The organism is Microbacterium sp. LWO12-1.2, assembly GCF_040675875.1.
GTDB lineage: Bacteria > Actinomycetota > Actinomycetes > Actinomycetales > Microbacteriaceae > Microbacterium.
This window is the reverse complement of record NZ_JBEGII010000001.1, coordinates 219,099-232,956: the sequence shown is the minus strand read 5'-3', so window position 1 is coordinate 232,956 and position 13,858 is coordinate 219,099. Positions and strand designations below refer to the sequence as shown.

The 13,858-nt window shown below is 65.6% G+C and carries 18 protein-coding genes; 6 read left to right on the top strand and 12 right to left on the bottom strand.

From position 1 onward, the window contains the following. Positions 1 to 95: 95 nt before the first annotated feature. Positions 96 to 518, bottom strand: a complete 423-nt coding sequence (locus MRBLWO12_RS01185) for an Asp23/Gls24 family envelope stress response protein (RefSeq protein ID WP_363551886.1) — start codon at positions 516 to 518, stop codon at positions 96 to 98. Between the two features lie 176 nt (positions 519 to 694). On the opposite strand from MRBLWO12_RS01185, the gene MRBLWO12_RS01180 reads away from it, so the two are divergent. Further along, positions 695 to 1,306 (top strand): TetR/AcrR family transcriptional regulator, encoded by a 612-nt coding sequence (locus MRBLWO12_RS01180; RefSeq protein ID WP_363551884.1) that lies wholly within the window; start codon positions 695 to 697, stop codon positions 1,304 to 1,306. Then, the gene (locus MRBLWO12_RS01175; protein ID WP_363551882.1) at positions 1,307 to 2,983 is read left to right on the top strand and encodes an MDR family MFS transporter; all 1,677 of its coding nucleotides are present in this window, start codon (positions 1,307 to 1,309) and stop codon (positions 2,981 to 2,983) included. It begins immediately after the preceding gene. Between the two features lie 63 nt (positions 2,984 to 3,046). On the opposite strand, the gene MRBLWO12_RS01170 is transcribed toward MRBLWO12_RS01175, so the two are convergent. The 8 genes from MRBLWO12_RS01170 to MRBLWO12_RS01135 form a co-directional block, all read right to left on the bottom strand. Further along, positions 3,047 to 3,661 (bottom strand): hypothetical protein, encoded by a 615-nt coding sequence (locus MRBLWO12_RS01170; protein WP_363551880.1) that lies wholly within the window; start codon positions 3,659 to 3,661, stop codon positions 3,047 to 3,049. Beyond that, entirely contained in the window at positions 3,658 to 4,242 is a 585-nt protein-coding gene (locus MRBLWO12_RS01165; RefSeq protein WP_363551878.1) for a DUF6286 domain-containing protein, read from the bottom strand. Before MRBLWO12_RS01165 ends, MRBLWO12_RS01170 begins: the two co-directional genes overlap by 4 nt. Next, complete coding sequence (locus MRBLWO12_RS01160) at positions 4,239 to 4,634, bottom strand: hypothetical protein (RefSeq protein ID WP_363551876.1); 396 nt, start codon at positions 4,632 to 4,634, stop codon at positions 4,239 to 4,241. The genes MRBLWO12_RS01165 and MRBLWO12_RS01160 overlap by 4 nt, the downstream gene beginning before the upstream one ends. Then, positions 4,634 to 4,822 carry a DUF2273 domain-containing protein gene (locus tag MRBLWO12_RS01155; protein WP_141872954.1) on the bottom strand — a complete coding sequence of 63 codons (189 nt, stop codon included), beginning with the start codon at positions 4,820 to 4,822 and terminating at the stop codon, positions 4,634 to 4,636. Before MRBLWO12_RS01155 ends, MRBLWO12_RS01160 begins: the two co-directional genes overlap by 1 nt. Beyond that, entirely contained in the window at positions 4,819 to 5,349 is a 531-nt protein-coding gene (locus tag MRBLWO12_RS01150; RefSeq protein WP_363551874.1) for an Asp23/Gls24 family envelope stress response protein, read from the bottom strand. Before MRBLWO12_RS01150 ends, MRBLWO12_RS01155 begins: the two co-directional genes overlap by 4 nt. Positions 5,350 to 5,521: 172 nt before the next feature. Then, positions 5,522 to 5,839 carry a MarR family winged helix-turn-helix transcriptional regulator gene (locus tag MRBLWO12_RS01145; RefSeq protein WP_363551872.1) on the bottom strand — a complete coding sequence of 106 codons (318 nt, stop codon included), beginning with the start codon at positions 5,837 to 5,839 and terminating at the stop codon, positions 5,522 to 5,524. Further along, positions 5,836 to 6,189 (bottom strand): hypothetical protein, encoded by a 354-nt coding sequence (locus MRBLWO12_RS01140; protein ID WP_363551870.1) that lies wholly within the window; start codon positions 6,187 to 6,189, stop codon positions 5,836 to 5,838. Before MRBLWO12_RS01140 ends, MRBLWO12_RS01145 begins: the two co-directional genes overlap by 4 nt. 232 nt (positions 6,190 to 6,421) lie before the next feature. Next, complete coding sequence (locus tag MRBLWO12_RS01135) at positions 6,422 to 7,345, bottom strand: helix-turn-helix transcriptional regulator (protein ID WP_363551868.1); 924 nt, start codon at positions 7,343 to 7,345, stop codon at positions 6,422 to 6,424. 102 nt (positions 7,346 to 7,447) lie between these two features. Between MRBLWO12_RS01135 and MRBLWO12_RS01130 the strand changes: the two genes are divergently transcribed. The 4 genes from MRBLWO12_RS01130 (at position 7,448) to MRBLWO12_RS01115 (ending at position 10,541) form a co-directional block, all read left to right on the top strand. Next, complete coding sequence (locus MRBLWO12_RS01130) at positions 7,448 to 8,695, top strand: multidrug effflux MFS transporter (RefSeq protein WP_363551866.1); 1,248 nt, start codon at positions 7,448 to 7,450, stop codon at positions 8,693 to 8,695. 12 nt (positions 8,696 to 8,707) lie between these two features. Further along, entirely contained in the window at positions 8,708 to 9,733 is a 1,026-nt protein-coding gene (locus tag MRBLWO12_RS01125) for a zinc-dependent alcohol dehydrogenase family protein (protein ID WP_363551864.1), read from the top strand. Between the two features lie 68 nt (positions 9,734 to 9,801). Continuing rightward, the gene (locus tag MRBLWO12_RS01120) at positions 9,802 to 10,212 is read left to right on the top strand and encodes a cupin domain-containing protein (protein WP_363551862.1); all 411 of its coding nucleotides are present in this window, start codon (positions 9,802 to 9,804) and stop codon (positions 10,210 to 10,212) included. Beyond that, positions 10,209 to 10,541, top strand: a complete 333-nt coding sequence (locus MRBLWO12_RS01115) for a carboxymuconolactone decarboxylase family protein (protein ID WP_363551860.1) — start codon at positions 10,209 to 10,211, stop codon at positions 10,539 to 10,541. The genes MRBLWO12_RS01120 and MRBLWO12_RS01115 overlap by 4 nt, the downstream gene beginning before the upstream one ends. A 681-nt stretch (positions 10,542 to 11,222) precedes the next feature. On the opposite strand, the gene MRBLWO12_RS01110 is transcribed toward MRBLWO12_RS01115, so the two are convergent. From MRBLWO12_RS01110 to MRBLWO12_RS01100, 3 genes are all read right to left on the bottom strand, one after another. Further along, positions 11,223 to 11,867, bottom strand: a complete 645-nt coding sequence (locus MRBLWO12_RS01110; protein ID WP_363551858.1) for a hypothetical protein — start codon at positions 11,865 to 11,867, stop codon at positions 11,223 to 11,225. Beyond that, positions 11,857 to 12,897, bottom strand: coding sequence for a toll/interleukin-1 receptor domain-containing protein (locus tag MRBLWO12_RS01105; protein WP_363551856.1), 1,041 nt, complete (start codon positions 12,895 to 12,897; stop codon positions 11,857 to 11,859). Before MRBLWO12_RS01105 ends, MRBLWO12_RS01110 begins: the two co-directional genes overlap by 11 nt. A gap of 144 nt (positions 12,898 to 13,041) precedes the next feature. Continuing rightward, on the bottom strand, positions 13,042 to 13,632 hold the full coding sequence (locus MRBLWO12_RS01100) for a TIR domain-containing protein (protein WP_363551854.1): 591 nt from the start codon (positions 13,630 to 13,632) through the stop codon (positions 13,042 to 13,044). Positions 13,633 to 13,858: the final 226 nt, after the last annotated feature.

Sequence of the window (13,858 nt, the reverse complement as noted above, 5' to 3'; positions counted from 1 at the left end):
CCTTCCTCCGTTCGGTCCCGGATCTCGGTTCCGAATACTCTCCCGCGAACGGTGCCGCGGGAAGTCTGTTGTCGCACCTGCGTGTCGGGAGTGCGTCAGACGCGCGAATCCGCTGCAACGTCATCGTCGTCCGCGGGGATGTGGACATCGTTGATCGTCACGTTGATCTCGACCACATCCATGCCGACGAGGTCCACCATCACGGTGTGGATGGCCGCCCTGACGTCGTCGGCCACCTTCTGAAGGGACACCGGGTATTCGGCGACGATGGTCACGTCGACCGCGACCTGCGTCTCTCCGACCTCGACCGTGATCCCCTGCGAGAGATCGGTGGTGTTGAGGGCATCGCGGATGGCTCCCACGACCCGTGCTGCCCCGCCGCCGAGCGCGTAGACGCCCGGGACCTCGCGCGCAGCGATGCCGGCGATCTTGGCGACGACGCCGTCTTCAATCGTCGTCTTCCCGGTCGCGGGAACCTGCGTCGCCTGGACCTGAATGCCGCCTGCTGCGTTCGCCATGCTGATCTCCTCGTGTGTGCTCCGCATCCGGTGCCGAGTGCGGGTCGTTTTCGATCGACACCCCTAAGACGTATCGAGGGACGGATTCGTCACAGATTCGTTCGAACTTCTTCTGAGCGCGCCGCTGCCCACGACTCACAGTGCACTCTTAGGTTCAGAGTGCACAATTGCACTCTATGAATGAGAGTGCAGATTCATTGCGTGAGCAGCGCAAGCGCGAGACGTCCCGTGCGCTTACCGAAGCCGCTCGCGCGCTGACAGCCGACCACGGCTTCGCCGGATTCACGATCGAGGAGCTCTGCGCCGAGGTCGGAGTCTCCCGCCGCACCTTCTTCAACTACTTCGAGAGCAAGGAGAACGCGGTCTTCGGCTTCGCCGTGATCGATTCCCGCCAGGAGCAGCTCGAAGCGGACTTCCTGTCCCAGGATGGAGACCTGCTCGACGACTTCATCGATCTCACGATCCGCCGATTCGACCTCTTCAATCCGCTCGACGATGCTCCGGCCCTCTTCGCCGTGATCGAGCAGGAACCGCGCCTGCTGAAGGCGGTCTTCGAGCAGCTGTCCAAGAACGAGCGACGCGACATGGCCCTCATCGTCCGACGGACGGGAAGCGGGACCGATGCGGCGCTGCGCGCCGAGGTCATCGTCCACACCGTCGGCGCCCTCGTGCGCCTGTGCATGGATCAGCTCCTGCACCACCAGTCCACCGAGCCGTTCGCAGATCTCCTCACCCGACGACTCGACGTCGCCCGCTCCGCCTACGCGCTGTCACAGAAAGACCACTGAATGTCCGCCACCGCCACCAAGGATGCGCCCTTCCTGCTCACCAAGCGCCGCATCTGGATCATCTTCAGCGCCCTCATCGCGGGCATGCTGCTCTCCAGCCTCGACCAGACCATCGTCTCGACGGCCATGCCCACGATCGTCGGCCAGCTCGGCGGCGTCGATCACCAGGTGTGGATCACCACGGCCTATCTGCTCGCCACCACGATCGTGATGCCCATCTACGGCAAGTTCGGCGACGTGCTGGGACGGCGCAACCTCTTCCTGATCGCGATCGCGCTGTTCACGCTGGCCTCCGTGGGCTGCGCTTTCGCGACCGACTTCTGGATGTTCGTGGTGTTCCGCGCACTGCAGGGTCTGGGTGGCGGCGGGCTCATGATCCTGTCGCAGGCGATCATCGCCGACATCGTCCCCGCCAACGAGCGCGGCAAGTACATGGGCCCGCTCGGCGCCGTGTTCGGCCTCTCCGCCGTCGCCGGTCCGCTCCTGGGCGGCTACTTCGTCGACCACCTGACGTGGCAGTGGGCGTTCTACATCAACATCCCGGTCGGAATCGCGGCCTTCATCATCGCGCTGGTCGCCCTCAAGCTGCCGACGAAGAAAGCTCAGAAGCCGATCGACATCTTCGGTGTGATCTTCCTCTCCATCGCGACCACGTGCCTGATCTTCTTCACCGACTTCGGTGGCGACAAGGAATTCGGGTGGGGGTCCCTCGCCACCTGGGCTTGGGGCGCCGGGCTGGTCGTCGCCGCGACGGCCTTCGTCATCACCGAGTCTCGGGTGCAGGACCCGATCATCCCGCTCAGCCTGTTCCGCAACCCGATCTTCATCAACGCCACCGCGATCGGCCTCGTGCTCGGCATCGGCATGTTCGCAGCGATCGGCTTCGTGCCCACGTTCCTGCAGATGTCCTCCGGCACCTCTGCCGCGGAGTCCGGCCTGCTGATGATCCCGATGATGGTGGGTCTGATCGGCACCTCGATCTTCTCGGGCATCGCGATCTCGAAGACCGGGAAGTACAAGATCTACCCGATCGTCGGCACGATCCTCACGGGTATCGCGATGGTCTCGATGACCACGCTCTCGGCGGCGACGCCGATCTGGCTGATCTGCGTCTTCCTGTTCGTGTTCGGCGCCGGTCTCGGCCTGATCATGCAGGTCGTGGTCCTGGTCGTACAGAACGCCGTGCCCTCGAACGAGATCGGCACCGCCACCAGCACGAACAACTACTTCCGCGAGGTGGGCGCCTCTCTCGGTACGGCCGTGTTCGGCACGATCTTCACGACCCGGCTCACGGAGAATCTGCTCGGCGTATTCGCGGATGCCGGAGCTTCTCCGGATGCGGCTTCCCAAGCCGCATCCACGATCGACCCCTCGACGCTCAGCTCGCTTCCCGACGAGGTGCGCGATGGCATCGTGACCGCCTACGCCGACGCCCTCGCGCCGGTGTTCTGGTACCTGGTGCCGTTCATCGTGCTCGCGTTCGTGCTGTCGCTGTTCCTCAAGCAGATCCCGCTGTCGGATCAGGCAGGGCTCGTCGCCCGCGGCGAGGCCATCAGCGGCGAAGAGGCGGAGCGCCTGGAAGCCGAGTTGCGCGGCCACAGCGCGAGTGCCGCTGTCGGCTCTGCCGATCCGGGCGGCGAGAAGCTCGACACAGGGAGCGTCCCGACATCACGCTGAACGCACGAAGCCCCGGCCGATGAGGCCGGGGCTTTCTGCGTCCGTCGAAGGGGAAGCTCGCGGTCAGGACAGCCGTCGCTGATCGTGCGCGAGGCGTGCCCGCAGACCCGTGTGGATCGAGATGTAGGTCTCAGTCTCGCGACCGGTCAGGGTGGCGAGGTTGGCGAGCAGGCGATCCACGTGGTCGACGAGCAGCCGCGGGTCGGTGTTCTGCCTCGGAGTCACCGAGACATGCAGCACCGGCTCTCGGCGGATGTCGTTCGCCGTCACCTGGGTCGAGAGGATCTCGTCCCGAGCACTGAGCGAGTTCTTCACGGCATCCGACACGAACGACTCCGTCACCGTGACCCGACCGAGCGGGTTCTGCGCGCCCGAGGAGCGGAAGACGGTCTTCGAGCGATGACCGGCCACGCTCGTGAGCGCGAGGATCAGCAGGATGATGACCACGACGATCGCCGCGACACCGCCCACGGCGATCCAGGTGATCTGAGTGCCGGCGATCTGGGTCGACGCGAACGCCTGGTCGAGCCAGGATTGGGCACCCTTGCCGCCGGCCTTCCACACGTCGGCGACGGTGGGCCACGTCATGATCGCGATTCCGATCGCGCCCAGACCGAGGAACAGCAGTCCGATGATCAGCAGCAGGGTGCGGTTCAGCGCACGGTTCGTGTTGTTCACAGCTCGTCTTCCTTCTCGGTGGGGCGCTCGATGCGCGCGCGGGTGCGAACCGTGCGGGTCAGGCGATAGCTACCGAGTTCGGCCTCCGCCGCCGCCTGCACCTCGTTCTTGTCCAGCGGGATGCCGGCACCGGGCCGCACGGTGACATCGACGCTGCGGTGACCGACGCCGACGGTGATGTTCTCGCGCGCGATGCCGATCTCCTCGGAGAGGTGCTGGGCGAGCGCACTCGCGATGACGCCGTTGTCGACGACGACAGCACGACCTCCGACTTCGAGCGTGTGCTTGGAGAGCCTTCCGGGCATGACCGCGAGCCAGATGAAGACCAGCCCGATCAGGGCCAGAACCACGCTGCCGGCGATCACGAGCCCCGCAGGCTGGGCTGTCGGCAGGCCGACCAGCCATCCCCATCCGGCGACGGGACCCGCCAGGAGCGCAGGCTGCGCGGCCAGGTACAGCACGATCTCAAGCCCGATATAGGCGAGTGCGAGGATCAGCAGGATCACGGCGACGAAGACCGCGACGGTCCGAGGTGAGTGCGTCTCGCGTCGCACGACGCGGCGCAGCACGGGCGTACTCATAGCACTCGTCTCCTCACGGGTGTCGTGGCACCGGTGATGGTCAGGTTGATCCGGTTGACGTCTCTGCCGAGGAGAGTCGTCAGGCGCTGCTGCAACTGCTCCTGCAGATCGCGGGCCTGATCGAGCACCGGCACGGTCTGCGCGATCGCGGCGGTGTCGTCCAGATCGGGGATGGGAAGGGGGGTGGCGATGCGGACGGCGATGCCGCCCGGATGCTCGGTGACATCGACCTTCACGTCACCACGAGGCACACCGATCAACGTCGCTGACGCCTGTTCGGTGACCGTACGGTACACGCGCTCTTTCACGTCGATGCGGCCGGGAACGGGGACCTCTCCGGTGGTGGCCGCGGAAGGGCCACCACCGGAGATGAGGTGCTGGTCGGCGCGCATCAGGAGGTACGCCGCCCGGTGAAGGCATCAGCGAGACCGCGCACGTCGATCTTGCCCGAGGCGATGCGACCGACGAGCGCTCCGATGCCGGCGAACAGGGCCATGAGGAGGAATCCCCAGAACCCGAACAGCAGTGCCGCCAGAGCGAGGAGGGCGCCGATCAGGGCGCCGGTGGTGGTGGGGCTCATGAGACTCGCGACTCCTCTTCGGTGTCGCTGTCATCGCCGGGGACATGCACATCGTTGACCTCGACGTTGACCTCGACGACCTCGAGTCCGACCAGACGACTGATGGCGCCCGCGACTGCGGCACGCACGTTGCCGGCGACTTCCTGCACGGGGGCCGGGTACTCGACCACGATGGTCAGGTCTGCCGCGGCCTGGGTCTCGCCGACCTCGACCTTGACGCCCTGCGCGAGGTCGGTGGCGTTGATGACATCGCGGATCGCACCGAAGGCGCGCGCTCCGCCACCGCCGAGCGCGTAGACGCCCGGAACCTCACGGGCGGCGATACCGGCGATCTTGGCGACCACCCCGTCAGCGATGACCGTCTTTCCGGCGGCGTTCTCGTCAGCGGGAACCCGCGACGTGGAGAACGCAGTCGAGCGGTCGACGCGCGACGCCGCAGCGGCCTTCGGCGCTGCCGTCTTCGGCATGGCCTGAGCGAGCTCCGACTCTGCGGGAGTGGTGGGGGTGTTCTGGTCCTGGTTTGCCATGACGAGTCCTGTCTCGATGAGTGTCCGACCGAGCCCGTGAGCGTCGGTCAGGAGCGATCTCCTCGCTCGTCACTAAGACGTGCGGAGCGGGTGATTCGTCACAAATCAGTTCTCGCTGTCGCTGAGATTGCTGCGTCTTCCCGGGCGCACACCAACGGTGAGTTGGGCCCCGTCACCCTCGTGCGGCTCGGACGATCGCTTCGAGCCGTCGAAGGTAGGCGTCGAAGGACTCCCTCCCGGCGTCAGTAAGCGCGATGCGACGCGCCCTCTTGTCGGCCGGGCTGTTCGAGACCTCGACGACCCCGGCATCGGTCAGCGCGGAGACGTGCTTGGACAACGCCGACTTGCTCACGCCGACAAGGCCGAGTAGTGCCGAGAACTCGATGAAGTCGGCCGGAGCAAGCGCCGCTAGGACGGCCAACCGCACCGGCTCATGCAGCAGCGGGTCGAGATGCACAGCCGCTGTCTCCTCCCCGGGCGTCTCGCTCATGCTGCCTTCCGGGATTCCACAGCCGTTGAGGCGTTCGCCAGGCGCTGCAGGCCGGCCCGGCAGAAGATGAGGATCACGACGATGGCAGCCAACGCCCCGATCGTGTTGGGGGCGATCCATCCGGCCGCACGCGCGGGAAACTGCACGGCGACGTATGCCGCGAGCGCCAGAACTGCGCCGCCGCCGACCAGCCACGCGCCGATCCGGTCGGACCACGTCAACCGCGGCCGGATCGATCGGATCGACAACAGCCCCACCACGCCCAGCACGATGAGCCCGGAGAGATACACCATGCCCAAGTCGAGAACCACTCCGTTTGCCAGCGCCGCGGCAGAGATGACGAGAGACATGACCCACACTCCCCGTCGAACCGACAGGCGCTTCACCCGATGCACCTCTGCAAGGCGGTGCGCTGCTTCGTCGCTATCCATCATTCCCCCTCAGTAGTTTCCTTTCAAGAAACTAACATGTAGTTTCCTCATCGGCAACTACATGAGGGAAGGAACTCGTCCAGCCTCGAAGCGGTGCAGGCTGGCGATCGCGAAGAGTTCGCCCTCAACCGTCCAGGACCCCACCCACCACTCACACAGACCGGGCGCCCGAGTCGGGCGCCTTCGCACCGCTCGAGCCGTCGTCGGCAGGGAGTGCCGGCGGTTGCTCTGCCGCCCACGACGCCAGGAGCGCGAGGCGCTCTGCAGAAGGCGAGCCCGGTTCTGCGGTGTAGATCATGAGCACGTTGCCTGGTTCCGCCGTGATCGCGAGCTCTTCGTAGGCGAGAATCAGCTCGCCCACGACCGGGTGATGGAAGCGCTTCGTGCCCGCGCCGTGCGTGCGCACGTCATGCGCCGCCCACAACCGGCGGAACGTCTCACTGCGCGTGGAGAGCTCGCCGACCAGATCCTGGAGGCCCTTGTCATGCGGGTCCCGCCCCGCTTCGGCGCGCATGATCGCGACGCACATCTCCGCGAACAGGTCCCAGTCGGGATAGAAGTCGTGCGCGGCCGGGTCGAGGAACTGGAACCGGGCGAGGTTCGGCGTGCGACCGCCGTCACCGATCACGGGCGAGTAGAACGCGCGGCCGAGGTCGTTCGTCGCCAGCAGGTTCTGGCGGGGGTCCCGCACGAACGCGACGGCGTCGGTGATCGACGACAGCGCCCGCTGCAGGCTCGCCCGCGGAGCCCCCGGCTTCGTGGTGCGCCGGCGCGAGCGACCGCTCGACGGGATGCCGTCCGCCGCACGCGCGAGGTCGAGGAGATGAGCGCGCTCGGCATCATCGAGCTGCAGCGCCGTTGAGATGGCATCGAGCACCGAGGAAGATGCGCCGGCGATCGCACCGCGCTCGAGCTTGGCGTAGTACTCCACGCTGACTCCGGCGAGCGCGGCGACCTCGCTGCGACGCAGACCCTCGACCCGCCGGTTCGATCCGGCCGTGAGCCCTGCCGCGTGCGGGGTGACATGCGCGCGGCGGCTCATCAGGAACTCACGCACCTCGGCTCGATTGTCCATGTGCAGGACGTTACCCGCCAGCGGTGTTCGGAGGGAGGCCCTCGCAGTACACGTCTCATCAGGGACTCCCCCACGCGGGAGATCGGAAGGAGTCTGGATGACATGACCACGACACACACCCGCGCTGCGGCGAGCAGCCTGCTCCCTGGGCTGCTTCTCCTGCTGACGGTGTTCGGACCGATCTCGATGGACCTGTACCTCCCTGCACTCCCCGCGCTGACGGGCGAGCTCGGGGCATCCACGTCGATCGCGCAGCTCACGGTCACCGCGTGCCTCATCGGCCTCGCCGTCGGGCAGCTGGTCGCGGGCCCGGTCTCGGACCGCCACGGGCGCCGTGGCGTCCTCCTGTTCGGCATCGTCGCCTACATCGCGACATCACTGCTGTGCGCGATCAGCCCCACGGTGGAACTGCTCATCCTCGCGAGGTTCGTTCAGGGGCTGGCGGGAGGCGTCGGCATCGTGATCGCGCAGGCCGCCGGCCGTGACGTCTACACCGGAACCGCGCTCATCCGCTTCTACGGACGCCTCACCGTGATCGGCGGCTTCGCTGCGATCGTCGGACCGCTCCTCGGGGGTCTGCTCAGCAGTGTCACGGATTGGCGCGGGCTGTTCGTCTTCCTCGCCGCGATCGGGGCCCTCATCCTCACCGTGACGCTCCTCGTGTTCCGCGAGACCTTGCCCGCGGGCGATCGGGCCGCAGGTGGCTTCGGTCGCACCGTGCAGGACTTCCGCACGCTGTTGTCCGACCGGGTGTTCCTGGGAGCGATCCTCAACCAGGGGTTCCTGTATGCCGCGCTGTTCGCATACCTGGCCGGGGCGACCTTCGTGCTGCAGGACATCTACGGTCTCTCTCCGCTGGGGTACGCTCTCGCCTTCGGCGCGAACTCCGCCGGCTTCATGGTGTGCGGGTATCTCGCCGGACGCGTCTCCGAGCGCGTGAGCGTGCGCGGCACTCTGGCCGTCGGCATCGCGACCTCGCTGCTCGGCGCCGCAGGACTGCTGGCCGCCGGCATCACGACGATGCCGTTGGCCGTGGTACTGGTATCGCTGTTCCTGCTGTCCAGCGGCGTCGCGATCTCGTCCCCTCCCGCGACGACCCTCGCGCTCGTCGGCTACCCGCAGATCGCGGGCACCGCGTCATCGCTGCTCGGGATGGTGCGCTTCGGGTTCGGCGGCATCGCCGCTCCCCTGGTCGGCATCGCCGGAGCGACGAGCATCCTCCCGCTCGGCGTCGTCACAGTCGCAACGACCGTGCTCGCCGCCGTCGCGCTGCTCCTCACCTCTCCCTTCCGTCGCCGCAGCCTGCCCGACGGCTCGCATCCGGCGGCATCCGCCACTCTCACCCATTGAAGGAGAACCACCATGCGTGGAGTCATCATGCACGCCCCCGGCGACGTCCGTGTCGATGAGATCGACAAGCCCGTGATCGTCGCCGCCACCGACGCGATCATCCGCGTCACCGCCGCCTGCATCTGCGGATCGGATCTGTGGCCGTATCGCGGCATCGAGCCGGTGCACGCGCCGACACCGATGGGTCACGAGTACATCGGCATCGTCGAGGAGATCGGCGACGACGTGCGCGACATCCGCATCGGCGATCTCGTCGTCGGGTCGTTCGTCGCGTCCGACAACACCTGCGAGATCTGCCAGGCGGGGTTCCAGTCCCGCTGCATCCACCAGGTCATGATGGGCTCGGTGGGCACCCAGTCCGACTACGCGCGCATCCCCCTCGCCGACGGCACCCTGGTCGTGGTGAAGGGCGAGCCGACCGAGGCGCAGAGGCGCAGCCTCCTGGCCGCCTCTGATGTGCTCGGCACCGGATGGTTCGCCGCTGTCGCTGCCGAGGCGGGCCCGGGCAAGACGGTCGCCGTCGTCGGGGACGGGGCTGTGGGACTCCTCGCGATCCTCGCCGCGAAACAGCTCGGCGCCTCGCGCATCATCGCGATGTCACGCCACCCTGAGCGCCAGGCGCTCGCGAAGACCTTCGGCGCGACCGACATCGTCGAGGAGCGCGGAGAGGCGGGCGTCGCGAAGATCAAGGAGCTCACGGGCGGCTACGGCGCGCACTCCACCGTGGAGGCCGTCGGCACGCAGGAGTCGATGATGCAGGCCATCCATGCCACGCGCCCCGGCGGTCACGTCGGCTACGTGGGCGTGAGCCACGGCGTCGAGCTGGACGGCCTGGATCTGTTCTTCTCCACCGTCAGCCTTCTCGGCGGCCCTGCTCCCGTTCGGCGCTTCCTGCCCGACCTGATCGAACTGATCATGACCGACCAGATCGACCCGGGGATCGTGTTCGACCTCACGCTCCCGATCGAGGAGGCAGCGGCGGGATACAAGGCCATGGATGAGCGCCGCGCCACCAAGGTGCTGCTGACCACCGACTGAGCCCTCAGCGCGGGTGGGCTCCGCTGGGCCCCACCCGCATTAATCCGCCCATCGAACGAGGAGAACCCATGCACATCGAACCCGTCCAGCCGACCGTCAAGAACCCTCCGGAGCAGTTCGCCGGTGACGTCTGGGTCGACATGATCGCCGTTCCGCACGAGGGCGACCAGCGGATGTCCGTCGCGGTCGTGAAGTTCGCGCCCGGCGCGCGCACGGCCTGGCATCCCCACGCCCGCGGACAGTATCTGCGAGTCACGCAGGGCGTCGCGCGCTTCGGCACCCGCGATGGAGCGATCATCGACGTACACGCGGGCCAGACGCTGTACACCCCGCCGGGTCAGGACCACTGGCATGCCTCGGCCGCCGGATGCTTCATGGAGCACATCGCGATGCTCGAGAGAGGCGACGACCCGGCCACCAACAGCGTCTGGAAAGAGCACATCACCGACGCCGAGTACAACGGCCAGGTGACGGCGTGACCGGGTGGACGGGCGGACAGGACTCTGTCGGCGACATCGCCCCTGCGCTTGCGCGCTACACCGACAAGGTGCTCTTCGACGAGGTCTGGGCACGCCCCGAGCTTTCGCCTCGCGATCGCAGCCTGGTCACCGTCTCCGCTCTGGTCACGATCGGCGCCGTCGAACAGTTGGGCTTCCACCTCGCCTTCGCGCGCGACAACGGCGCGACGGAGGAAGAACTCGTCGAGGTGATCACGCACCTCGCCTTCTACACGGGCTGGCCACGCGCCATGTCCGCCATCGGGGCCGCGCGTGCCGCCTTCGCGCAGGGCGACCGCCTGTCGAGGTGAGCCTTCCATGGCCCACCCGCTGGTTGCGCTGCAGACGCCGGCAGTGAGTACCTGAAGACGGTCCTCACCGCTCCACGCTGCCCAGATGACCGGCGATACTCTCGCGCCGGGCCTCGCTACGTCAGACGCGGCGATGGCGGCTGATCCGTGACCGTACGCCCCGCCGACCGCGTCTTTCTCGACGAGTCCAAGGCGCGGCTCCTGCGTCCTCGCGGCCGCGTCCGCGATCGGGGCCCCACACGTCCGACCGAATTCGGCGGGACCTTCTCAAGCCCGGTTAGCGGCGCCTCCGCTTCACAAGCGAGAGCGACACCCGAAGACGGCCGATCCTCTCTGTCTGGAGCCGCGACCGGCACATGGCCAGACGTTCGGCCACACCGCCCGGGGATACAGAAAAACCCCGGCGAACCGGGGCTTTCACATCTGTAGCAGGAGCGGGGCTTGAACCCGCGACCTCACGATTATGAGTTAGATGCGGTGGGCTGGCGGGTGCTGGTTGGTCGCCGCTTACCGCGCAATTCCGGGGAAGTCGTCATCGTTAGTCGCGGCTGGTTTGGGGTAGTTTCAGCGGAGCTACCGGCACAGAACCGGCACGGGTCCGGCATGTCAGTACTTACACTCGTCGCACGTCGACATCGTCTTCTCGCAACGTCATCGACGATAGCGAGTGCAACCAACTAGTCACACGAACGACAGAAACGCTCGCCAAAGCGACGGGTATGTGGCCTCCTGATCGACATCCACAAGGAGCGTCTGTGATCCTTCGGCGCCAAGGGACGCTGCTTCGCCTCCCGGTCGCTTGACCGCGCACATAGGGCGGTTGGGATGCATACTTGCGAACATCGCGAACTCAGACTGAACGCCTTCCATGCCTCCGATGAACGCGGCTCCTTGCGGATCCGTGTCATTTAGCATGCGCGTACGCATCAGCTCCAAGCTTGAGTCCCAATGCCCTGGCTCCGGCCTGTCGCCCTCGTGGGCGTCTGTCCAAACCAGTTGTCCTACGCCCTCGGCTTCGAATCGTCGCGTCGCAGTCGGGAGAACATCCGTGAATAGAAGCGATTGGTAGATGATGATCGAAGGTTCGGCCGAGGCGGGAAACTCCGCAGCAACGTACAACAGAAGCGGCGCAAGCGTTGGATGCGCGGCAGTTACGATCCGGTAGTTCTGAGTCAGGCACGCGCGCGCGAGCGCAACTACGGCGTCAGTGATCTCCAGCGCCTCGAAGTCGCCGTCCCATCTTCCAGGGTCGGGAATGCTGCCCGACAAGAAGATCGTTCCGGCGTTTTCGCCGCCGTCTCGCATGGGGGTCAGTTCAATGGCCATCGATCCACCATCCCCCAATTGCGTTTTCTGGAATGACACGCATGCTTCGAGTATGGGACACCCACTCCAAGTGTCTCCTCAAATCGGTCGGCAGGGCCCGTGCGCTGTGGACGAGCACACCCGGCAAGTCCGCGTTCGCCTGAGTAGATGCTTCATCGACCGCCTGCAGATCGATCGCGGATGGCAGCCTAGGCGACGTCCCCACCACAGAGAGCCCCTCCGAGGTCCCGATAAGCAGCTTCCAGTCCCGCAACGAGATGCAACTGTCAACGCCAGCAGCAACGGCGGCCTCGCGCACACTCTCTACGAGCAGTCGCCGCCGCCTGACCAGTCCACGCGCGTGAGCTGCTTCAATGGCCTCAAGCAGGCGATCAAGGCCAGCGTCCGTGAGGATTGAGTAGCCATGATCGTCCGTAGTAACTTCGTCGTCACTTAGGGAATGACGGGGAAGGCCACCGCTGCCAGGCACCTCGCGAACATCGCCTGGCCAGCGCACGATAAGAATTCCCATCGCATGACTCAGGGCGTAGTCGACCTCGTCGAAGACCCAATCGGAGGTGTGCGCGTCGGGGGTCTCTAGCAGCAGCAGAAAGGCATGATCTTCGAGCGCGTGGCTAATTTCCTCCTGAAAGTCAGTTCCTTCTCGGATTGCAAAGCGGTCGATGAAAGGCTGGAACTTGAAGTGGCTGAGCTGATCATGCAGTTGTTCCGCTACCCCGAGCCCGTCAGTGCGTCGATGGCTAATGAAAACCCTCCGCTGCTGATCTTCGATACCCAGTTCCTCGAGCAGCACTCGCACTAGACGTTGGAGCGACGCGTCATCTTGCCAGGCGATACCGTTCGCAAACGTCAACTGCTCAGGCACTAGCTCGCTGAAGAGCTTCAGATCCTCAACCACCGGGAAGATCGTGGTGCCGGACTCCAACTCATCGCGGATGTCTTCACCAACGGATCTATCGGACTTGCTACCCCTGTCACAGAGGCAGACACAGATATGCGGCATCCCCTGCGGAAGATCGCTGTCAGCCACCGCGACCGAGACAGACCGGTGAAGACCTATCGATTCCAACTCTTGCGCGATAGCTTGACGGAGCGACGCTACATCTGCGCCTCGTCCGCGATGCACTACTCGGATTCCGTACGTAGCGGCCATCTCGCTCCTAGCAGTTACTCATCAGCTGGCATTGCGCTGCCGGAGCGCACGCGAGTTGTCCACAAGGTTTCCCTTGGAACTTCGCGCCTGAAACGCAGTTTCAATATCGCCTCGAAGACCCGCCAACGTCGTGGGGTATGAGCGATAGCTCGCGTACGATGCTGCCGCGTTATCAGCGACCCAGTTGTCTTTTACTCGATCGGGCAACGTCGCCCTGTTGTTCATCGAGGGGAGCGGGATGACAAGCAAGCCGCTTCTCCTGTTCACCGTGTCATTGCGAAGGCTGGAAGAAATCTCCCAGTCCACAAATTTGCGGCCCCAGGTTCCCGTTCCGAGAAGGACGATAGTGACCGTCGAGTCAGCGAGGTATTTCTCACGTATGCGCCGTTTGATGTAGTCAGTGTCGATGCTCGCGACAAAATCGTCATCCTCCGTGACTCCAACTGAACGAGGGATGAATTCGGAACCGAAGTCCGTTACAAAAGTCTCGACCTCCGCCAGGTCAGCGACATGATACGAGATGAAGCACTTGTGACGCGTGTAGTCGATCTTCTTCTGCGAAGCACGTTCAGCCAAGACTTGCACCTGTTGCATTTGGAACTTCGTTGTCATGATCCTCTTCCTGGGTGGCATCGGGACTTCGGCGGCCCGCGAAGCAAGAAATTTCACGGATACAAGCACATTAGCGTGGCGGAGCGACATCGTCCGACCCCCGTCTTCACCTACGAAAGAAGGCCACGGCCGATCGGTTGGTGACAGCCGCCGAGGAGCGCCCGGACCGCAGCGGAGCGAGGACCGGACGCACCGCAGGTGGCGCAGCCGGCCGTTAGGCCGGCCC